Consider the following 19,874-nt stretch of genomic DNA (forward strand, 5'->3'; position numbering starts at 1 on the left):
TAACGTGACAGGCATGGTGGATCCCATCACGGTGCTGGCCGAACCGGTCCGCCGCCGCATCCTCGACGAGCTTCGCGTCACCGAGTGCAGCGTCGGCAGCCTCGTCGACGCCCTCGCCATGAGCCAGCCCGCCGTCTCCAAGCACCTCAAGGTCCTGCGCGAGGCGGGCTTCGTCTCCAGCCGCACGGCCGCCCAGCAGCGCATCTACCGCCTCGAGCCGGAGCCGTTCCGCGCCCTCGAACGCTGGCTCGCCCCCTACCGCCGACTGTGGGGCACCCACCTGGATGCCCTCGAACGACACCTGGAGGAGTCATGACCGAACGCGTCGAGGCCGACGGCGCGCGCTGGGCGCTGGTCTTCATCCGCGAGCTGGGCCACCCGCCGCAGAAGGTATGGGCAGCGCTGACCGAGCCCGGCCGGCTCTCGCAATGGGCACCTTTCGATGCCGGGCGCGATCTGTCCCGTACGGGAGACGTCGTCCTGACCATGGTGGACGGCCCGGACCGGACGGACACCGCCGCCACGGTGCTGCGGGCCGACGCGCCGAGGCTGCTCGAACACACCTGGGGCGGCGACGTGCTGCGGTGGGAGCTCGAGGAAACCCCGGGCGGCACCCGGCTCACCCTGCGCCACGTCTTCGACGGGCGCGACGCCGCCCCCCTGTACGCCGCGGGCTGGCACATCTGCGCGGATGTGCTGGTCAAGCTGCTCGACGGCGTGCCCGTCGGGGTGATCCGGGGACGCGACGCGATGGAGCACGGGTGGGAGGCGCTGCGGGCGGCGTACGAGAAAAGTCTCTGAGCCGGGCAAGCCCGCATGGGCGGCCACCCGTCTGGGCAATGCTTGCCCAGAGGAACTCGAGGGGGAATGCATGGACGTCGTGATCGGCATCGATACCGGGACCACCGCCACCAAGGGGGTCGCCGCCGGCATGGACGGCGAGGTGCGGGTGACGACCAGCGTGCACTACCCGCTGTCGGTGCCCGGGCCCGGCCGCGCGGAGCTCGACGCCGGCAAACTGCGGGACGCGGCCGTCGAGGCGCTGATCACCGTGGCCGCCGGGGTGCGCGAGCGTGGCGACCGGGTCGTCGCCGTGAGCCTCTCCGCGTTCCTGCACGGACTGGCCCCGCTCGATGCCACCGGCAACCCGAAGGGGCCGCTGATCACGTGGGCCGACAACCGGGCGTACGGGCAGGCGCAGCACATCGCCGACACCGGCCGGGCGAAGGCGCTGCAGGCCCGCACTGGCACCCCTGTGCACCCCATGGCGCCGCTGGCGAAACTGGCCTGGTGGAAGGAGACCGGCCCCGCGGTCCTGCGTGACACCCCGCGCTGGGGCGGCGTCAAGGAGATCGTGCTGGCCGGGCTCGCCGCGGACGCGTTCGTGCTCGACCTGTCCGTCGCCTCCGGCACCGGGCTCTACGACATCCACGAACGGCGCTGGGACCCCGAAGCCCTCGACATCGCCGGCGTACGCGAGGAGCAGCTCGCCGAAGTCGTCCCCACCACCACCGCGCTGAAGCTGAACCCCGACGTCGCCGCCGCCGCGGGCCTGCCACCCGGCACCCCGCTGATCATCGGCGCCGCCGACGGCCCGCTCGCCAACCTCGGCGTCGGCGCCACCCCGGCCGGGATCGCCGCGGTCTCCCTGGGCACCAGCGGCGCCCTGCGCACCGTCGTCGACCGGCCGCTCGCCGACAAGGCCGGCCGGCTGTTCTGCTACGCGCTCACCGAGGACCGCTGGGTGATCGGCGGCGCCATCAACAACGCCGGCTCGGTCGTCCGCTGGGCAGGCCAGACCATGGCGGAAGGCTTCGACCGCCCCGCCGCCGAGGCCGAGAACGCCGACGAGCGCGACGCCGCCCTGCTCGTCGAGGCCGCCGGCGCCCCGCCCGGCAGCGACGGCCTGCTCTGCCTGCCCTACCTGCTCGGCGAACGCGCACCCTGGTGGCGCGGCGGCATGCGCGGCGCCTACCTCGGGCTGCGCCGCGAGCACGGCCGCGCGCACCTGGTCCGCGCCGCCGTCGAGGGCGTCTGCCAGCAGCTGGCCCTGGTCCGCGACACGTTCGGCGACGAGGGCATCGCCATGACCGAGGTCCGGGCCACCGGCGGAGCGGTCAACTCGGACCTGTGGGTCGGCGTGCTCGCCGCGGCCCTCGACCTGCCCGTCGCGATCGCCGACACCCCGGAGGGCACCGCGCTCGGCGCCTGCCTGCTCGGCCTGCACGCCCTGGGCGACCTGCCCGACCTCGACGACGCCGCCGCCCTGGTCGACATCACCGGCCGCACCACCCCCGACCCCGCCAACGCCGACCTCTACCGGCGGCTGCGCCCGCTCGTGGAGAAGTCCGCGCTCGCGGTGACCGACGTGCTCACCGAGCTCGACCGCATCGCCCCGGCGTCGCTGCCGAGCACGGAGAAGGCCGTCAAGGGATAACCTGCCGCTCGGGCTGCCGTTGGATCGGGCGCTCGGGCTGCCGCTCGGCTGGGCGCTCGGGCTGCCGCTCGGGCTGCCGCTCGGGATGCCGCTCGGTGGGCGTGAGGTGGGACACCGGGCGCCGCGTTGCCGATGCGGGGCGGGGTGGGGAAGACTGACCGGCGAGCGGTAGCGGAGGAACCCGGTGGAAGTCCGGGACGGTCCCGCCACTGTGACCGGGTGCTTTTCTGCCCGGGAGTCAGGAGACTCCGGCCGCTCGCTTCCTCACACGCGGGCGTGGACACCCGCCGGAAAGGACTGTGGCGTGACGCCGTACCCGTTCTCCGCCGTTGTCGGCCTCGATGACCTGCGCCTGGCATTGCTGCTCACAGCGGTCTCACCCGCGGTCGGCGGCGTGCTCGTGCGCGGCGAGAAGGGCACCGCCAAGAGCACGATCGTGCGTGCCCTGGCGACCCTGCTGCCCGAGGTCGACGTGGTCCGGGGCTGCCGGTTCGCCTGCGACCCCGCCGCCCCCGACCCGGCCTGCCCCGACGGCCCCCACGAGGCGGGCGCCCCGCACGGGCACCGCCCGGCCACCCTGGTCGAGCTGCCCGTCGGCGCCACCGAGGACCGCGTCGTCGGCACCCTCGACATCCAGCGAGCCCTCGCCGACGGCGTCAAGGCCTACGAGCCCGGCCTGCTGGCCGCCGCCCACCGCGGCGCGCTCTACGTCGACGAGGTCAACCTGCTCCCCGACCACCTCGTCGACCTGCTGCTCGACGCGGCGGCGATGGGTCGCGCCCACGTCGAGCGCGACGGGGTCTCCGTCAAGCACGCCGCCCGCTTCCTGCTCGTCGGCACCATGAACCCCGAGGAGGGCGAGCCCCGCCCGCAGCTCGTCGACCGGTTCGGGCTGGTCGTCACGGTGGCCGCGCCCCGCGATGCGGTGCAGCGGGCGGAGGTGGTGCGGCGCCGGCTCGCGTACGAGCTGAATGCCGACGTCTTCGCCGCCCGCTTCGCCGACGAGGAGCGGGAGCTCGCGGCCCGGATCCTCACCGCGCGCCGCGCCGTGCCCGCGGTGGTGCTGCCCGACGCCGAGCTCGACCGGATCGCCCGGATCTGCCTCGCCTACGGCGTGGACGGCATGCGCGCCGACATCGTGGTCGCGCGGTGCGCGGTGGCCCTGGCCGCCTGGCACGGGCGCGGCACGGTCACCGCGGGTGACGTGCGGGACGCCGCGCGGCTCGCGCTGCCGCACCGGCGCCGCAAGGACCCCCTCGACCCGCCGGGCACCGACGAGGACCGCCTCGAGGAGGCGCTGTCCCAGGCCGGTGCCGACGACCCGGACGACGACCCCACGCCCCCCGAGGGCGGGCCGTCCGACGGTGGCCCTGATGGCGACCCCGAGGGTGGTCCCGGTGGCGGTCCGGAGGATGGTCCGGACAAATCGGACGGACATGGTCCGGGTGGTGGCTCCGGTTCGCAAGCGCCTCCCAGCGGGCCGGGCTCGTCACCGCCTGGTAATGGTGTGGGCGACAGCAGCGCGGGGTTCGATGACACCACCAGGGCGGACAATTCGGGTGCTGAGGGTCAGCTCACGGATCAGCCGGCCGACGCGGACGACAAGCGGGCCGGCGGTGCGAACGCGAGCGGCGGCCAGCAGGCGCAGGCCGGTTCCGTCTACCGGCCCAAGACTCTCCGGATCGCGGCACGTGGCGAGGGCGGGCACGCCGGGCGGCGGTCCCCGGCGTTCGCGCGGCGCGGCCGGGTGGTCGGTTCCCGGATCCCGCAGGGCAGGCTGCGAGGTGCCGCGCATCTGCCGGCGACCCTGCGCGCGGCCATCCACCGCGGCGGCGCCGACGGCGTCCAGGCCCGTGACCTGCGCGAGGCCGTGCACGTCGGCCGCGAGGCCAACCTCGTGCTCTTCGTGGTCGACGCGTCCGGTTCGATGGCCGCCCGTAAACGGATGACCGTCGTCAAGACCGCCGTCCTGTCCCTGCTCCGCGACGCCTACCAGCGCCGCGACCGGATCGGCATGATCACGTTCCGGGGCCGCTCGGCCGAGCAGGTCCTGCCACCCACCTCCAGCCACGAGGTCGGCGTCATGCGTCTCGCGAGCCTGCGCACCGGCGGGCGTACCCCCCTCGCCGCCGGCCTGAGCGCCGCAGCCGCGACCATCGCCACCGAACGCCGCCGCGACCCCCGTCGCCGTCCCCTGCTGATCGTCGTCACCGACGGCCGCGCCACCAGCGGCCCCGACCCGGTCACCCTCGCCCCCGCCCTGGCCGGCGTGGCCACCGTCGTCGTCGACTGCGAGTCCGGCCCGATCCGCCTGGGCCTCGCCCGCCGCCTCGCCGCCGCCCTCCACGCCGACGTCATGCCCCTCGACGCCCTCAGCGCCACCCCCACCACCGTCACCACCCCGATCGGAAGGGCCGCCTGATGCCCGCCGTCCCCCTCACCACCGCGCCGCGGCCGTCGCCCACCGCCACCACCGCGCCCCGGCCGTCGGTCGCCGCCACCTCCGCGCCCCGGCCGTCGGCCACCACCGCGTTGCGGCCATCGGCCACCACCGCGTTGCGGCCGGCCGCCGTCACGCTCACCACCTCGATCGGAAGGGCCGCCTGATGCCGCAGGGGAAGGTCACCACGGTTCCCGATGACGGGCTGACCACCCGCCAGCGCCGGCGCCAGGCCGTGCTCGCCGTCCACACCGGACCGGGCAAGGGCAAGTCGACCGCGGCGTTCGGGATGGCGTTGCGGGCGTGGAACGCCGGCTGGTCCGTCGGGGTGTTCCAGTTCGTGAAGTCCGAGAAGTGGCGGGTCGGTGAGGAAGCCGCGCTCAAGGCACTCGGCACGGTCCCCGGTGGCGCGCCCGTCACCTGGCACAAGATGGGCGAGGGCTGGTCGTGGATCCAGCGCGCCGGGACCGAGCGTGACCACGCCGCCGATGCCGCCGAGGGCTGGGAGCAGATCAAGCGCGACCTGGCCGCCGAGACCCACGGGTTCTACGTGCTGGACGAGTTCACGTACCCGATGAAGTGGGGCTGGGTCGACGTCGCCGAGGTCGTCGCCACCCTGCGGGATCGGCCCGGGACGCAGCACGTCGTCATCACCGGGCGCGACGCGCACCCCGACCTCATGGACGCCGCCGACCTGGTCACCGAGATGACCAAGGTGAAGCATCCGATGGACGCCGGGCGTAAGGGGCAGCGGGGCATCGAATGGTGAGCATCCCGCGGATCGTGATCGGGGCTCCGGCCTCCGGGCACGGGAAGACGACGGTGGCCACGGGGCTGCTGGCGGCGTACGCGAAACGGGGTCTGAAGGTCGCTCCTTTCAAGGTGGGGCCGGACTACATCGATCCCGGCTACCACGCGCTCGCGGCCGGGCGGCCCGGGCGCAACCTCGACCCGGTGATGGTGGGGGAGGACCTGATCGGGCCGTTGTTCGCGCACGGGTCGGCCGGCACCGACCTCGCGATCGTCGAGGGGGTCATGGGTCTCTACGACGGCCGGACCGGCGGCGGCGACACCGGGTCGACCGCGCACGTCGCCGAGCTGCTCGGCGCGCCCGTCCTGCTCGTGCTGAACGCCGCCGCGATGGGGCGCTCGGTGGCCGCGCTGGTGCACGGGTTCCGCAGCTTCGGCAATGTCCGCATCGGCGGCGTCATCCTCAACCAGGTCGGCTCGGACCGCCACGAGGCGCTGCTGCGCGAGGCCTGCGAGGAGGTCGGCACCCCCGTCCTCGGGGCGATGCGCCGCGCTTCCGCCGTCGCGGCGCCGTCGCGCCACCTCGGTCTGGTCCCCGCCGCCGAACGCCGAGCCGAGGCCCTGGCCTCCGTCGACGCCCTCGCGGCGCTGGTCGAGTCCTCGGTGGACCTCGAAGAAGTGCTCGCGCTGGCCCGCTCCACACCGGCGCTGACGGCCACGCCCTGGAGCCCCGAGGCCGACGAACCGGTCCGGAGCCGCCCGGTGGTCGCGATCGCGGGTGGTCCCGCCTTCACCTTCGCGTACGCCGAAACGGCCGAGCTGCTCGCCGGGGCGGGCGCAGAGGTCGTGGTGGTCGACCCGCTCCGCGACGAGAAACTGCCCGACGGCACCCGGGCCCTGGTCGTCGGTGGCGGCTTCCCCGAGGTGTACGCCTCCGAGCTGTCCGCCAACGAACCGCTCCGCCTCGCCGTGGCCTCCCTGGCCGCCGTGGGCATGCCGATCGCCGCCGAATGCGCGGGCCTGCTCTGGCTCTGCCGCACCCTCGACGGCGCCCCGATGTGCGGTGTCCTCGACGCCGACGCCGCGATGACCCCCACCCTCACCCTCGGCTACCGGGACGCGGTCGCCCTCTCGGACAGCCCCCTGCTGCCCGCCGGCTCCCGCATCACCGGCCACGAATTCCACCGCACGACGGTGCACCCCCGCTCCGGCCTGCTCCTCGAGCCGGCCGGGGGAGCGGCCTGGGCCTGGCGCGGCGCCGACCCGGAAGGCTTCGCCACCTCGAACCTGCACGCCAGTTATCTGCACCTGCACTGGGCCGCCGACCGCGCGATCGCCCACCGCCTGGTGACGGCCGCCGCGCTGTGACGCCCCGGGGCCCGGTGGTGCTGGGGATCGGGGCCCGGGGCGGCGTACGCGACGAGGAGCTGGACGAGGCCGCTCAGGCCGCGGTCGCGCTGGCGGGTGTCGAGGTCGACGTCGTCGCGACCGTGGAGCGGCGTGCCGCGGCGGTCCGGGCGCTGGCCACCCGGCGGGGCTGGGAGCTGCTGCTCTTCCGTGACGACGAGCTGGCGGAGATGACCACGCCGAACGTCGTCCGGCTGACCGGGGCGCCGAGCGTCGCCGAGGCCGCCGCGCTGCGAGGGGCGGGCCCCGGGGCGACGTTGCTGCTGACGAAAAAGGCCTTCACCAGCGTGACCGTCGCCGTCGCCACCACCGGCTGAGCCGGCGCACGGCCACCGATCAGGTGGTGCATGCCTCGGTGTCGCCCGCGCCGAGTGCGACGCGGGCCAGGAGCTGCCTGAGCTGGGTCTGCTCGTCGGCCGACAGGTCACGCATGAGGGTGGCCTCGACGGTGCGCAGCGACATCCGCGCCGTTTCCAGCAGCGCGCGGCCGGCGTCGGTGGCGATGACCTGGCTCTTGCGGCGGTCCTGCGGGTCGGGGCGGCGCGCGGCGAGACCCCGCGCCTCGAGCGCGTCGACGACCGAGGTCATGGCGTTCTTGTCGATGCCGAGGCGCTGACCGAGAGCGAGCTGCGAGGTCGGCGGCTCCGTCGTGACGGCGACCAGCACCTGGTATCCACGCGCGCCGCCCGGCACCCCGGCCACGGCGCCGGCGGCGGTCCGCGAGAAGCCCGCATACATCGCCTGGAGTGACCAGCCCAGCTCGGTCTCGATCCCGGCTGCCCGCCAGTCGATCGGCGTCCGTTCAGTGCTCATGGGCAAAACATTACCTTGACAGGATCGTCCTCAGCAAGGATCGTCCTTCATCAGGAAGATCTAGTAAAGGATGACATCGTGATCACCCCGTTCACCCTGCACGTTCCCGAAACCGACCTCGACGACCTGCGGCAACGGCTGCTGCACACCCGGTGGCCGGGCCGGGAGACCGTGGCGGACACCGCCCAGGGGCCCCAGCTCGCGAAGATCCAGCAGCTCGTCAACCACTGGGCCACCGGTTACGACTGGCGCGCGACGGAGAAACTGCTCAACGACTGGGGACAGTTCACGACCACGATCGACGGCCTCGAGATCCACTTCGTCCATATCAGGTCCGCGGTGCCCGGTGCCCGGCCGCTTCTGCTCACCCATGGCTGGCCGGGGTCGGTGCTCGAGTTCCGGCACGCGATCGGCCCGCTGACCGACCCGGTCGCGCACGGCGGGTCCGCTGTGGACGCCTTCGATCTCGTCATCCCCAGCCTGCCCGGCTTCGGGTTCTCCGGGCACCCCACCGGCACCGGTTGGAACCTGCGCCGGACCGCAGCGGCCTGGGCGGCCCTCATGCGGCGGCTCGGCTACGAGCGGTGGTTCGCCCAGGGCGGCGACCTGGGCGCGGTCGTCACGGCGGAGCTCGCGGCCCTCGAAGCGGAGACGGGAATAGGCCTGGCGGGCATCCACCTGAACATGGCGCTGTTCACGCCGACCGACGACGAGATGCGCGACGCCGACGAGGCGGAACGCACGATGCTCCAGGAAGGCGGCTACTACTGGCAGACGCTGTCGGCCTACTCCCAGCAGATGTCGACGCGGCCCCAGACCATCGGCTACGCCCTCACCGACTCACCGGTCGCGCTGGCCTCGTGGATCTACGCGATGTTCCAGGACGTCGGCGGCACCCATGCCGAGCACGGCGACGCCGAGAAGCTCTTCTCCCTCGACGAGATGCTCGACGACATCATGCTGTACTGGCTGCCCGGCACCGGCGCGTCGGCGGCCCGGATGTACTGGGAGGAGAACCGGCGCCACTGGTCCGCCCCGGGCACGATCGAATCGCCCCTGACCGTCCCGGTGGGTCTCAGCGTCATGCCGGGTGAATACGTGCGCCGCTCCCGCCGCTGGGCCGAGAAGCGCTACCCGAACCTCGTCCTGTTCAACGAGGTCGCCCGCGGTGGGCACTTCGCGCTGCTCGAACAGCCGGAACTCCTGGTCGCCGACATCCGCGAAACCTTCCGAGGCCTGCGGTGAGCTCAGCCGGCGTCGGTCCGGTCCGTGGCGGCGGCGCCTGCCTCCTGCGGCTCGATCTGGGCGAGCCGCTCGCGCAGGGCGCCCGTCACGAACCGGTAGGAGTCACTGCCCAGCACCAGCCGCAGCGGCGCGGGTTCCCGCTCCGCGCTGTCGACGATCGCCGCCGCCATCTTCGCCGGATCACCCAGCGGGGTCCGGCAGCGGTCCTTCGCGCCACGGACCATCGCGGCCGGGGTGCCGTCGTCCGCCGGGAGCGGCGCGGCCAGGCTGAGGCTGTCGAAACGGAATTCCGTACGCGCACCGCCCGGCTCGGCGTCCCTCGCGGTGCCCTCCATGAAACCCTCGACGCCCCATTTCGACGCGTGGTAGAGCGACGCACCGGGATTCGTGGCCTGCCCGCCGTACGACGAGACGACCACGTCGATCCGGCCCAGCTCGGCGAAGGCCCGGTCCACGGTCATGCCTACGCCCGGCAGGTCGGTCACATCGAGGTGCGCGACCCACGGAAGCGAGCCGTACTTCGCCCGGAGGTCGTCGACCGAGCCCGGCCGGCGCACGGTGCCGGCGACCCGGTCCCCGCGCTGCAAGAGTTGCGACGTCATCTCACGGCCGAAGCCGCTGCTGATGCCGGTGATGAACCAGGTGCGTGATGTCATCCTCCGAGTCTGCGCAGCTGACGGCTCTACAGGCAGATCCCCGCTGTCACTACCAATGGCAGGGACAGCCACGGACGTACGGTGAACCCATGGGGTCCCGAAACGCCCTCGGCGAGTTCCTGCGCGCCCGCCGGGAACTCGTCCGGCCCGAGGACGTCGGCCTGCGCACGACCGGCCTCCTCCTGGTCGTGTACCACGCCGCCCCCGGCACCCCCTCCGCCGCCGCCCTCGACAAGCTGGCCGCGACCGCTGTGATTCGTTATGACGAATGATCTGATCAAGGTGGACCGGGTGCGGTCGGCGCAGGAGGCCTCGGTGGTCGAGGGGCTGGGGGCGCGGCTGGTGACAGTGTCGCTGAGTCCCGATCCTCGGTTTGACGACGATCGGACGGTGACGGTTGAGCAGGCCGCGGAGATCGGGCGGGCGCTGCGGCGGGCGAGGCTGGTTGTCGCGATGGATCTGCGGGACGATCCCGGCAGGATCCGGCGGGTCGTGGCGGGTGCCGGGGCGAGCATGGTGCAGCCGATCACCGTGGTGATGCCGCCGGTCGAGGTGCGGGTCGCGTTGCGGGATGCGGGGATCGGGGTCGTCTACGGCGGGATCGAGATCGCCCATGATGACGATCCGGGCTGGGTGTTCGACGGATACGATTCCGTGGCGGAGTTGGATGCCGCGCTCTTTCACGCCGATGTTCTTCCCGAGTATGAGAATTCCTGGGCGTTTCTGCGGGACGAGTCCCCGGAGTTCGAGGAGGAGTTCCAGATCGCGGATCTGAACGAGCTCGCGCGTACGCATCCGATGGTGGTGGGTCTGGATTTTACGCCGGGCAATGTGAAGGAGATCCTGGCGGCGTTGCCCGAGGTGCGTGGTATCGCGCTCACCCTGGCGGACAAGGCGCGCCGGGATGGTGCGCGCTGGCATCGGTATGGCGACGTGGTGCGGGTGCTGCAGGCGTTGTGAGGGGGCCCCATTGATCTTCGTCAGCGGGTAATTTGCTGGGTATGGCGATGTCGAGGCGGGCTCTGCTGACCGGTGCTGCTGGGGGTGCGGTGGCGCTGGCCGCCGGGGCCGGTGGGCGCGTTCCCGCGGTGGTGGGGGAGCTCGAGGAGAAGATTCTCGCGGGGATGCGGCGGTTCGATATTCCCGGTGTCGCGCTCGGGCTGCGGTATCGCGGCGTGGACTACGTGCGGGGTTACGGGGTTGCTGAGGTCGGGAAGCCGGCCATGGTGGACGGTGACACGGTTTTCCGGGTCGGGTCGACGACCAAGACGTTCACCGGCACGGCGGTCATGCGTCTGGTGGAGCGGGGCACGATCGATCTTGACCGTACGGTGCGGAGTTATCTGCCCGGGTTCCGTGACGGGTTTCCCGCGGCGACGGTGCGGCAGGCGCTCAACCACAGTGCCGGGTGGCTCGGGGACTACTTCTACGACACCGGGGCGGACGATCAGGCCCTGGCGCGGTACGTCGGCGCGATGGGGCGGGTGCCGCAGCAGACGCCGCCGGGGAAGGTGTTCGCCTACAACAACGCGGCCCTCGGTGTGGCGGGCCGGCTGGTCGAGGTGGCCGCCGGGGTGCCGTACGAAGAAGCGATCCGGTCTCTGATCACCGGGCCGTTGCGGCTGGACCACAGCAGCTTCTTCCCGGACGACTCCGTGACGGTGGCGATGTCGCACGTGTTCGGGCCGGACGGCACCCAGGTGCCGAGCCTCGGATCGTTCGCGATGCCCCGCAGCATCCATCCGGCGGGCGGGCTGATCTCCAGCGTCCGCGATCAGCTGCGGTGGGCCCGGTTCCACATGGGGGACGGGGGACGCGTGCTGAGCCGCCGGTCGCTGCGGCTCATGCGGTCGCGGCCCGGCCCGGGCGGCGCCCTGTTCGTCGAGCTGGACGGCATGGGGGTGACCTGGATGGTGCGCCCGACCGCCGAGGGCACGAAGGTCATCCAGCACGGCGGTGACTGGGAGGGTCAGCACTCCGGGTTCCTGATGGTGCCGGGGCAGGATTTCGCCCTGACCGTGCTGACCAACTCGGAGACCGGCCCCGACCTGCTCGACGAGCTGTTCGTCGATGACTGGGCCCTGGCGAGGTTCGCGGGCCTGCACAACCTTCCGGCGAAGGTCCGGCCGGAATCCCGGATCGCCGACTACCTCGGCTACTACACGCTGGAGCAGATCGGCTTCGACGGCGCGGCCGTGAGCATCACGCTGGAGGCCGTCGCCGTCGGCGGCGAGCTGAGTTTGCGGTACGAGGGCGAGGAACTGTTCCGGCTGGGCTTCTACCGCAAGGATTTCGTCCGTTTCGCCTTCCCGGACGGCACCTACTCCAACAGCCGCAGCAGCTTCGTCCGCGACCGTCACGACCGGGTCGAGTTCTACCGCTACGGCGGCCGCCTGATGCGCCGCACCGACACCCCGCCGGCAGCCCTGGCGAAGTCCGCTGGAAGCCTGCGCTTCCCGAAGCCGACCCTGCCGTACCCCGTCAGAGGGTGACGACGACCTTCGCCGCGGAGACGCCCTTGCGCTGGATGTCGAGGGCGTGCTGGAAGTCCCCGACACCGTGCCCGACGACGGTGGGCTGCGGCGCGGCGAGGTAGCGGCCCTCGGCGAGGGCCGCCGGGAGGAAGTCGCGGTAGACCGCCGTGCTGACCTCGTTCGTCTTCAGGGAGCTGCCGAAGATGTACTTCGTGCGGACCCCGCGGGACCGGGCGGCGACCTGCAGGGCCACGTTGGAGCCGACGAGCTTCGCGAACACCTTCGCGAAGGCGAAGCGGCCCCCGTCGGCGAGACCTGCGAACGAGACCGGCGGGCTGGCGACGGCCACGACCTTCTGGCCTTCGGCCGCACCGGCGATGCGTACGCAGGCAGGCGCACCCGTGGTCCCGATGGCGACCGCCCCGGAGAACGTCCGCCCGCGCAGGGACGCGACGATGTCCGGCACGACCGTGGGACCGGCGTAGTCGAAGACCTGCACGGCGCCGAGGGACCTCACGTAGTCGAAGTTGCGTGGCGACGCCGTGGCGATGACGTCGTAGCCGGCGGCCGTCGCGAGCTGGACGGCGTTGCTGCCGACGCTCGTCGAGCCACCCCACACCAGCACCGTTTCGCCGGTCGGCGTGGCCCGCGCCGACGGGTGCCGCAGCCCCAGCTGGTCGGTCTGGAACAGCGCGCACGCCGCGGTGGAGACACCCAGCGGCAGGACGGCGGCGTCCTCGTAGGACATGGACTCCGGGATCGGGGCGGCCAGGCGTTCCAGCACGACCGTGTACTGCTGGAAGCCGCCCTCGGCCCCGGTGTTGGTGTCCTTGTCGGTGCCGACCGCGTGGCCGAGCACCCGGTCCCCGGCCCGGAACCGGGTGACCGCCTTGCCGACCTCGACGACCTCGCCCGCGACGTCTGAGCCGAGCACCGTTGGATACTTCAGCCAGTTGTACGTGAGCGTGCCCTCGACCTGGATGATCCATTCGAGCGGGTTGATCGCCACGGCGTGGTTGCGGACGACGATCTGGTCGTCGCCGGGCCGCGGGTACGGCGCGGGCCCGACCTCGAGCCGGGCGTGCTTCGCGTTGATCCAGGCGGCGGTGTTGGTCGGCATGGTCCCGGCTCCCTGCTGAGAAGAGTGAATGCACTTGGTGCAGTCGCCAGTCTGGCACGGGACTGCACCAAGTGCAATGAGCTAGATTGAGACCCATGGCACGGTGGGAACCTGACGCGCAGGGGCGACTGCAACTGGCGGCGCTGGAGCTTTTTCAGGAGCGGGGGTATGCCTCCGTGACGGTCGCCGAGATCGCCGACCGGGCCGGGCTGACCAAGCGCACGTTCTTCAACCACTTCACCGACAAGCGGGAGGTTCTCTTCGCCGGCGCGAAGGATTACGAGGCGGGCATCCTGAAATACCTGGCGGAGGCCGGCGACGACCTCAGCCCCCTCGACGCCGTCCTCGCGGCGCTGACCCGCAGCAGCGAGGATCTCGTACAGTACGGCGACTTCGCCCGCGCCCGGCAGCGGCTCATCGAGTCGTCGATCGAGCTGCGCGAGCGCGACCTGGTCAAGACCGCCTCGCTGACCGCCGCGCTGGCGGACGCGCTGAACGCTCGCGGCGTACCCCTCGGCAGGGCCCGGCTCACCGCCCAGGCCGCCCTCGCCGTCTTCGACACCGCCTATGTCGCATGGATCGGCGAGGGCACCGGGGACCTCGAAACGCTGATGGGTCAGGTGCTCGAGGAGCTACGAGAGGCCGTGCGCTAGACCGGCCACTCGTGGACGGGGATGTTCTCGTGCATCGGCGGCAGGTAGCGGCGCAGCATCTCGTGCAGGGCGGCCTGGCGGTCGAGGTGGCCCTCGCCCTCCAGCTTGTGCAGCGTGTCGACCTGCCAGGTGGCGCCGTTGCGGCCGGTCAGGCAGCGCTGCTCGATGATGCCGAGGAGGCGTTCGCGCTGCTCGCGGCTGACGCCCCACTCCTCGAGGCCCTGGTGGGCCAGCGGCAGCAGCCGGCGCAGAACGAGCTCCGACACCGGGACGTAGCCGAGACCCGGCCAGAAGACCGAGGCCGCGATGCCGTGCCGGGCGCAGGTGTGGAAATTCTCCTCCGCCGCACTGAACGACATCTGGGTCCAGACGGGACGGTCGGCCAGGGCGAGCGCCCGGACCAGGCCGTAGTAGAACGCGCCGTTCGCGACCGTGTCGAGCACCGTCGGGCCGGCCGGCAGGACCCTGTTCTCCACGCGCAGGTGCGGGCGGCCGTTGACCACCGCGTAGATGGGCCTGTTCCAGCGGTAGACCGTGCCGTTGTGCAGGCGCAGCTCGCTGAGGTCCGGGGTGTCGCCGCTCTCCAGGATCTGCTCCGGGTCGTCGTCCGCGCAGATCGGCAGCAGCGCCGGGAAATACCGCACGTTCTCCTCGAAGAGATCGAAGACGGAGGTGATCCAGCGCTCCCCGAACCAGACCCGGGGGCGTACGCCCTGGGCGCGGATCTCCTCCGACCGCGTGTCCGTCGCCTGCTCGAACAGCGGGATCCGGGTCTCGCGCCACAGCTCGCGCCCGAACAGCAGCGGTGAGTTGGCGCCGAGCGCGACCTGCACCCCGGCGACGACCTGAGCGGCGTTCCAGTAGGCCGCGAACTGGTCGGGGCTGACCTGCAGGTGGAACTGGGTACTGGTGCACGCCGCCTCGGGCGCGATCGAGTCGGTGGTGACCGCGAGCCGGTCGACGCCGTCGATCTTGATGTCGAGGTCCTCGCCGCGGGCCGCGAAGATCTGCTCGTTGAGCAGGGCGTAGCGGGGATTCGTCGACAGCGACGCCGCGGTCAGGTGCTCGCGGCGCAGCGTCGGCAGGATGCCGATCATCACCATGTGCGCGCCGGCGTCCCGGGCGTGCTTCTCCGCGTTGTTGAGGCTGGCCCGCAACTCGCGTTCGAGCTCGGCATTGCCGTCCCCGGCGAGCCGGCGCGGCGCCACGTTGATCTCGACGTTGAACTGGCCCAGCTCGGTCTGGAAATCCGGGTCGGCGATCGCGGCCAGCACCTGCGCGTTGCGCATCGCCGGGTCGGCGTTGTCGTCGACGAGGTTGAGCTCGATCTCCATCCCGGTCATCGGCCGCTCGAAATCGAAGCGGGATTCGCGCAGCATCGCGGCGAACACGTCGAGGCTCCGCCGGATCTTCTGCCGGTACTTCGTGCGGTCCTCGCGGGTGAAATCGCGCCGCTCGACCTCTTCGCCCACCTGCGCACCGCCTTTCCCCGAGCCCCGGCCGAACCGGGCTCACACCTATGATGACCGACAGCTGAGTCTGAGGAGACAAACCTTGCGCCGCATACCTGCCCTGTTCGCCACCATCGCAATCGCCGAGGCGGTGAGCTGGGCGTTGTTGCTGACCGGGATGTTCTTCAAGTACGTCGTCGTGCACAACGAGATCGGCGTGAAGATCGCCGGTCCGATCCACGGCGGGATCTTCATGGCGTACCTCGCGGTCACCGCTCTGCAGGCGCGGGCCGGGGGCTGGAAGTGGTGGATGACGCTGGTCGCGCTCGTCTGCTCGATCCCGCCGTTCGCGACGCTCGTCTTTGAGCGCTGGGCGAAGTCGCGCGGGCTGCTCACCGACCGTACGGCGGAAGTGGTCCCATCGTAAGGGAGAAGCACTCCGTAAAGTAACGCACCCTTTACACGGAGGTGACAATACATCGAGACTGATCGTTGTCTTCCGACCGGTAAGGGGAGGTAACGATGCGCAGACTCGTCCGTGCACTCACCACGTCCACGTTGCTCGTGGCCGTGATCGCCGCGCCCGCGGGTGCCAGCGAGAAACAGGCAAGACCGGCGGCCGCCGCCTGGACCACCGCCTGGGCCACCGCGCCCTCGGCCGCGGTGTCCGACGCCGAGCAGGGATACGCCGGCTACTCCATCCGCAACGTCGTGCACACCACGTCCGGCGGCGGCAGCGTGCGGATCCATCTCTCCAACCGCTTCGGTACGCAGCCCGTGCTGATGGGTCACGTCACCGTCGCCGTCTCCGCGCACGCCGGCGGCCGCCGCGACGGCACTGTCGACCGCAGCGACGGCACCGCGGCGCCGGGCACCGTGCGGAACGTGCTGTTCAACGGCAAGGCCGCCCTCACGATCCCCCGGGGTGCCGAGATCGTCAGCGATCCGGTGCGGTTGCGCGTACCCGCCGATCGGGATCTGCTCGTCACGACCTGGACCCCGCAGCCGTCCGGAACCGTCACCTACCACCCGGCGGCCATGCAGGACTCGTTCTTCAGCCGGGGGCCGGCCGATCACGCGGGTGACGAGGCGGCCACCGCGTTCGCCGAGACCACGGGCGTGTGGCACTACGTGAACGGCGTCGACGTCACCGGCGGGCCCGGCACGGTCGTCGCGCTCGGCGACTCCATCACCGACGGTGTCACGTCCACCCGGGGCGCGAACCGGCGCTGGACCGACTATCTGGCCGGACGGCTCGCCGGCAGCCCGGTGCCCGATTACGGCATCGCCAACTCGGGGATCAGCGGCAACCGGGTGCTGCTCGACGCCAACTACCCGAACTACACGATCTACGAGGGCTTCGGTCCCAGCGCGGTCACCCGGCTCAACTTCGACGTGCTCGAACGCGCCGGCGCCCGCTCGGTCATCGTCTTCGAGGGCGTCAACGACATCCAGCAGACCCCGCACCAGACCGACCCGGAGCAGATCATCGCCGGGCTCGCCCAGATCACCGCGCAGGCGCACGCCCGCGGGCTGCGCGTCGTCGGCGCCACGATCATGGCGTTCAAGGGCTGGAACTCGTGGACGCCCGAGCTCGAACGGACCCGCGTCGCCGTCAACACGTGGATCCGGGACGGCGGTGACGGTCAGCTCGACGGGCTCGCCGACTTCGACAAGGCGACCCGGGACGCCGTCGACCCGGCGATCATCGCTCCCGCGTACGACAGCGGTGACCACCTGCACCCCAATGACGCGGGGGACGCGGTCATGGCGGCGGTGGTCCCGCTCTCGCGGCTCTGAGGAGGTAGCGACCGGTCAGCTGATCCAGGCCACCGCCACGGCCAGGACCACGATCAGGCCGAGTACGGCCTGGATCAGCAGGCCCGGACCCAGGTGCGACCACATCGTCGGGACCCAGGGCCGGTACGGCTGCAGCGTCTCCAGATTGATGACCTGCTGCATCTTCACGGGTAGATCCGGGTCCTTCTGCGCCACCGTGCGCACCTGGACGAGGTCGCCGCGGTGCAGCGCCGACTGGGGGAGCTGCCCGTGCATCTCCATCTCGTAGATCTGCCCGAGATCGTCGCGCAGCCGCAGTTCCGTGACGAGATACTCGGGACCCTTCTTCAGATCCTTGAACTTGCGCCGCGCGCCGCCGCCACCGCTGCGCAGCAGGCTGAGCAGCAGCCCGACGATGGACTGCATGACCTTCGCGGTGACGAAGATCGCGATGAGCAGCGGCTGACCGACCCGGACCTCGCGCGTGTACGAGGTTCGATAGCCGAGGAACCGGCCGGTGATGACCGGGCCGGAGTGCCGGAGGATCTGCTCGCGGTACAGCTCGGTGTCATCCATGGGGATCACCTCCAGGGGGTATCCCAATCGTACGGAGCGCGATGTTCTAGCCACAGTGAGTGAATTGGCACCTCATGAAACCTCATCGGCGCTCCACCGTTTCGAGCGATCGTGACCGGGAATCCCACCGGTCCACCGACGCAAGGAACCACCATGAAACTGCCCACGCCCCGAGGCCCCGTCTCCGAAGCCCTGATCAACGCCCTGACCCGGGCCCCGCACGCCATTTCCGCGGGGGATCCGTCGGACGCCGACGACCTGCACCTGGCGCTGTTCGTCTGCTACGAACTGCACTACCGGGGCTGGGACGGCGTCGACGACGCGTGGGAGTGGGAGCCCGGGCTGCTCGGCGTGCGGGCCGCGCTGGAGGCTCTGTTCGAGGCGGATCTGCGGACTCTGGGCGTACCCGTCGCGGTGAAAGACGTGCCCCACGCCCTGATCGACCTCACCCGCGAAGCCGGTGGGCCCTCCCTCTCGGGTTACATCCGTGGCCGCGCCACCCGCGAGCAGTTCCGCGAATTCGCCGCCCACCGCTCGGTCTACCACCTGCGCGAGGCGGACCCCCACACCTTCGCGATCCCCCGGCTCAGCGGCCCGGCCAAGGCCGCCCTCCTCGAGATCCAGATCGACGAGTACGGCGGGGGAGTCCTCAACCGCATGCACCAGGAACTGTTCAAATCCACGATGACAGCCCTCAACCTCGACACCACGTACGGCGCGTACGTCGACCTCGTCCCCGCCGCCACGCTCGCCAACAACAACCTGATGTCGCTGTTCGGCCTGCACCGGCGCTGGCGCGGAGCCCTCCTCGGCCACCTCGCCGCCTACGAGATGACCTCCACCGGCCCCAACCGCAACTACGGCAACGGCCTGCGCCGCCTCGGCGGCTCTGAGGCAGCAACCCGCTTCTACGACGAGCACGTGGAGGCGGACGCGGTCCACGAACAGATCGCCGCCTTCGACATGTGCGGCTCCTTCGCCACCGCGGAGCCTGAACTCGCCGCGGACGTCCTTTTCGGCGCGCGCTGCGTGCTCACGCTCGACGACCGCTGGGCCTCGGACGTTCTGGCCGCCTGGTCGGCCGGCGAATCCTCGCTCCGCGCGGCGTTGTAGCTCTCCGCTTTCTTTGGGGCTGCGGCCGCTTGTTCCTCGGGGCCCGGTCGGGCGATTTGGGCTGCTCGCGTTGTGGCTGGTCACAGCCTTGGCCCAAAGTTATGTGTTTCTTGCTCAGACACGATTGCCTTGCGCTTGACAGCCCTCGGTCCGAGAAGTTGCGCCATCCCGGTCGTCGGCGCAATATTCGGGCTCGTGGCCGCCCGTCGGTAGCGTTCTGGCGACTCTCAGTAACCTGCTGGCTTCCCGTTGTCCGCCTGTGTGTCGCTGTCTGGCTGCACGACGCTGTTACCTCGCGTGCTGTAGTCCGCTGGGGTGTCGCTGTTTACTGGCGTGCTGCTGTCCGCTGGCGTGTCGCTCTTTGACGGAGTGCCGCTGGTTGCTGGCGTGTCGCGGGGTGCCGGCGTCTCGCGGGGTGCCGGCGTGTCGCGGCCGGTTCCGGCTCGGAAGCCGACGGCCTTGTGGGTGCCGTCGCAGAACGGTTTCGACGCGGACTTCCCGCACCGGCACAACGCGACCGTGCCGCGGCCGGGATCGATGACGGCACCATCGGGCGTACGCATGATGAAGTTGCCCCTGATCAGCAACGGCCCGTCCTCGTAGGGCACCACGACCGCCCCGCCGCCACCAGCCGTATCAGTCATGCCCGCACGGATGCCCGCCGCCGCCCCCGCAAAACCCGCACACCCCGGTCCGCGGCCCGATTGTGCCGAAAGTGGCCCGGAACAGGGCGGATCACGGTGAACTTGACCCCGAACGCCTTCCACGGCGGAGCATTCGGGGGTGGGACACCATGACAGGCAGCATTACAAAGTACGTTAAACCCGACAGCGTCCTCGCACGCACGGCCTGGGAAATGCTCCAATCCCACGCCGGCGGCCAAGGCCCGCACGACGGCATCACCATCTGCCCGATCTGCGGCGAACGCCTCCCCTGCACCGCAGGCCGAGCCGCCGCCGA

General features: G+C 71.4%; 22 protein-coding genes and 1 riboswitch. Of the genes, 16 read left to right on the forward strand and 6 right to left on the reverse strand.

Going from position 1 to position 19,874, the window contains the following annotated elements; genetic code table 11:
• Nucleotides 1-13: 13 nt before the first annotated feature.
• The 8 genes from Aco04nite_RS11995 to Aco04nite_RS12030 all read left to right on the forward strand — a co-directional run bounded on the left by Aco04nite_RS11995 (nucleotide 14) and on the right by Aco04nite_RS12030 (nucleotide 7,351).
• Nucleotides 14-316 carry an ArsR/SmtB family transcription factor gene (locus tag Aco04nite_RS11995; RefSeq protein WP_203839527.1) on the forward strand — a complete coding sequence of 101 codons (303 nt, stop codon included), beginning with the start codon at nucleotides 14-16 and terminating at the stop codon, nucleotides 314-316.
• The gene (locus Aco04nite_RS12000) at nucleotides 313-801 is read left to right on the forward strand and encodes an SRPBCC family protein (protein ID WP_212997319.1); all 489 of its coding nucleotides are present in this window, start codon (nucleotides 313-315) and stop codon (nucleotides 799-801) included. The genes Aco04nite_RS11995 and Aco04nite_RS12000 overlap by 4 nt, the downstream gene beginning before the upstream one ends.
• Before the next feature lie 70 nt (nucleotides 802-871).
• Complete coding sequence (locus tag Aco04nite_RS12005) at nucleotides 872-2,437, forward strand: gluconokinase (protein WP_212997320.1); 1,566 nt, start codon at nucleotides 872-874, stop codon at nucleotides 2,435-2,437.
• Between the two features lie 149 nt (nucleotides 2,438-2,586).
• A riboswitch (cobalamin riboswitch) is annotated at nucleotides 2,587-2,708 on the forward strand.
• Nucleotides 2,709-2,741: 33 nt separating this feature from the next.
• Nucleotides 2,742-4,859 carry a VWA domain-containing protein gene (locus Aco04nite_RS12010; RefSeq protein ID WP_212997321.1) on the forward strand — a complete coding sequence of 706 codons (2,118 nt, stop codon included), beginning with the start codon at nucleotides 2,742-2,744 and terminating at the stop codon, nucleotides 4,857-4,859.
• Nucleotides 4,859-5,044, forward strand: a complete 186-nt coding sequence (locus Aco04nite_RS12015) for a hypothetical protein (RefSeq protein ID WP_212997322.1) — start codon at nucleotides 4,859-4,861, stop codon at nucleotides 5,042-5,044. The genes Aco04nite_RS12010 and Aco04nite_RS12015 overlap by 1 nt, the downstream gene beginning before the upstream one ends.
• Nucleotides 5,044-5,646 carry a cob(I)yrinic acid a,c-diamide adenosyltransferase gene (cobO, locus tag Aco04nite_RS12020; RefSeq protein WP_212997323.1) on the forward strand — a complete coding sequence of 201 codons (603 nt, stop codon included), beginning with the start codon at nucleotides 5,044-5,046 and terminating at the stop codon, nucleotides 5,644-5,646. Before Aco04nite_RS12015 ends, cobO begins: the two co-directional genes overlap by 1 nt.
• A complete protein-coding gene (locus Aco04nite_RS12025) occupies nucleotides 5,640-6,995 on the forward strand; it encodes a cobyrinic acid a,c-diamide synthase CobB (protein WP_212997324.1) in 1,356 nt (451 codons plus the stop codon). Before cobO ends, Aco04nite_RS12025 begins: the two co-directional genes overlap by 7 nt.
• Nucleotides 6,992-7,351, forward strand: a complete 360-nt coding sequence (locus Aco04nite_RS12030; RefSeq protein WP_212997325.1) for a cobalamin biosynthesis protein — start codon at nucleotides 6,992-6,994, stop codon at nucleotides 7,349-7,351. The genes Aco04nite_RS12025 and Aco04nite_RS12030 overlap by 4 nt, the downstream gene beginning before the upstream one ends.
• Nucleotides 7,352-7,370: 19 nt before the next feature.
• On the opposite strand, the gene Aco04nite_RS12035 is transcribed toward Aco04nite_RS12030, so the two are convergent.
• Nucleotides 7,371-7,847, reverse strand: a complete 477-nt coding sequence (locus Aco04nite_RS12035; protein ID WP_212997326.1) for a MarR family winged helix-turn-helix transcriptional regulator — start codon at nucleotides 7,845-7,847, stop codon at nucleotides 7,371-7,373.
• Nucleotides 7,848-7,925: 78 nt separating this feature from the next.
• Here Aco04nite_RS12035 and Aco04nite_RS12040 point away from each other — a divergent pair, with 78 nt between their 5' ends.
• On the forward strand, nucleotides 7,926-9,092 hold the full coding sequence (locus tag Aco04nite_RS12040) for an epoxide hydrolase family protein (protein WP_244875923.1): 1,167 nt from the start codon (nucleotides 7,926-7,928) through the stop codon (nucleotides 9,090-9,092).
• Between the two features lie 2 nt (nucleotides 9,093-9,094).
• Here the strand turns inward: Aco04nite_RS12040 and Aco04nite_RS12045 are convergent, their stop codons facing one another.
• The gene (locus Aco04nite_RS12045; protein WP_212997327.1) at nucleotides 9,095-9,748 is read right to left on the reverse strand and encodes an SDR family NAD(P)-dependent oxidoreductase; all 654 of its coding nucleotides are present in this window, start codon (nucleotides 9,746-9,748) and stop codon (nucleotides 9,095-9,097) included.
• Between the two features lie 89 nt (nucleotides 9,749-9,837).
• On the opposite strand from Aco04nite_RS12045, the gene Aco04nite_RS12050 reads away from it, so the two are divergent.
• Genes Aco04nite_RS12050 through Aco04nite_RS12060 form a run of 3 tightly spaced genes read left to right on the forward strand, consistent with a single transcriptional unit; the run spans nucleotide 9,838 to nucleotide 12,240 of the window.
• Nucleotides 9,838-10,020: a hypothetical protein gene (locus Aco04nite_RS12050; protein ID WP_212997328.1), complete on the forward strand. Its 183-nt coding sequence runs from the start codon at nucleotides 9,838-9,840 to the stop codon at nucleotides 10,018-10,020.
• Nucleotides 10,010-10,708, forward strand: a complete 699-nt coding sequence (locus Aco04nite_RS12055; protein ID WP_212997329.1) for a hypothetical protein — start codon at nucleotides 10,010-10,012, stop codon at nucleotides 10,706-10,708. The genes Aco04nite_RS12050 and Aco04nite_RS12055 overlap by 11 nt, the downstream gene beginning before the upstream one ends.
• A gap of 41 nt (nucleotides 10,709-10,749) precedes the next feature.
• Nucleotides 10,750-12,240 carry a serine hydrolase domain-containing protein gene (locus Aco04nite_RS12060; RefSeq protein WP_212997330.1) on the forward strand — a complete coding sequence of 497 codons (1,491 nt, stop codon included), beginning with the start codon at nucleotides 10,750-10,752 and terminating at the stop codon, nucleotides 12,238-12,240.
• Here Aco04nite_RS12060 and Aco04nite_RS12065 read toward each other — a convergent pair.
• On the reverse strand, nucleotides 12,230-13,342 hold the full coding sequence (locus tag Aco04nite_RS12065; protein ID WP_212997331.1) for a zinc-binding alcohol dehydrogenase family protein: 1,113 nt from the start codon (nucleotides 13,340-13,342) through the stop codon (nucleotides 12,230-12,232). The two genes, Aco04nite_RS12060 and Aco04nite_RS12065, sit on opposite strands and share 11 nt — an antisense overlap.
• A gap of 95 nt (nucleotides 13,343-13,437) precedes the next feature.
• Between Aco04nite_RS12065 and Aco04nite_RS12070 the strand changes: the two genes are divergently transcribed.
• Nucleotides 13,438-13,995, forward strand: coding sequence for a TetR/AcrR family transcriptional regulator (locus Aco04nite_RS12070; protein WP_212997332.1), 558 nt, complete (start codon nucleotides 13,438-13,440; stop codon nucleotides 13,993-13,995).
• Here the strand turns inward: Aco04nite_RS12070 and Aco04nite_RS12075 are convergent.
• Complete coding sequence (locus Aco04nite_RS12075) at nucleotides 13,992-15,467, reverse strand: glutamate-cysteine ligase family protein (protein WP_212997333.1); 1,476 nt, start codon at nucleotides 15,465-15,467, stop codon at nucleotides 13,992-13,994. The two genes, Aco04nite_RS12070 and Aco04nite_RS12075, sit on opposite strands and share 4 nt — an antisense overlap.
• An 82-nt stretch (nucleotides 15,468-15,549) precedes the next feature.
• Between Aco04nite_RS12075 and Aco04nite_RS12080 the strand changes: the two genes are divergently transcribed.
• Together Aco04nite_RS12080 and Aco04nite_RS12085 are read left to right on the forward strand one after the other, a co-directional pair.
• On the forward strand, nucleotides 15,550-15,873 hold the full coding sequence (locus tag Aco04nite_RS12080; RefSeq protein ID WP_212997334.1) for a DUF3817 domain-containing protein: 324 nt from the start codon (nucleotides 15,550-15,552) through the stop codon (nucleotides 15,871-15,873).
• A gap of 95 nt (nucleotides 15,874-15,968) precedes the next feature.
• Nucleotides 15,969-17,246, forward strand: coding sequence for an SGNH/GDSL hydrolase family protein (locus Aco04nite_RS12085; protein ID WP_212997335.1), 1,278 nt, complete (start codon nucleotides 15,969-15,971; stop codon nucleotides 17,244-17,246).
• 15 nt (nucleotides 17,247-17,261) lie between these two features.
• Here Aco04nite_RS12085 and Aco04nite_RS12090 read toward each other — a convergent pair whose 3' ends face one another.
• Nucleotides 17,262-17,801 (reverse strand): hypothetical protein, encoded by a 540-nt coding sequence (locus Aco04nite_RS12090; RefSeq protein ID WP_203839506.1) that lies wholly within the window; start codon nucleotides 17,799-17,801, stop codon nucleotides 17,262-17,264.
• Between the two features lie 153 nt (nucleotides 17,802-17,954).
• Here Aco04nite_RS12090 and Aco04nite_RS12095 point away from each other — a divergent pair, with 153 nt between their 5' ends.
• The gene (locus Aco04nite_RS12095) at nucleotides 17,955-18,914 is read left to right on the forward strand and encodes an iron-containing redox enzyme family protein (protein WP_212997336.1); all 960 of its coding nucleotides are present in this window, start codon (nucleotides 17,955-17,957) and stop codon (nucleotides 18,912-18,914) included.
• A 227-nt stretch (nucleotides 18,915-19,141) separates the two neighbouring features.
• Here the strand turns inward: Aco04nite_RS12095 and Aco04nite_RS12100 are convergent, their stop codons facing one another.
• A complete protein-coding gene (locus Aco04nite_RS12100) occupies nucleotides 19,142-19,558 on the reverse strand; it encodes a CDGSH iron-sulfur domain-containing protein (RefSeq protein WP_212997337.1) in 417 nt (138 codons plus the stop codon).
• Nucleotides 19,559-19,874: the final 316 nt, after the last annotated feature.

It is taken from the genome of Winogradskya consettensis, from assembly GCF_018332715.1.
In the GTDB taxonomy this organism is placed as follows: domain Bacteria; phylum Actinomycetota; class Actinomycetes; order Mycobacteriales; family Micromonosporaceae; genus Actinoplanes; species Actinoplanes consettensis.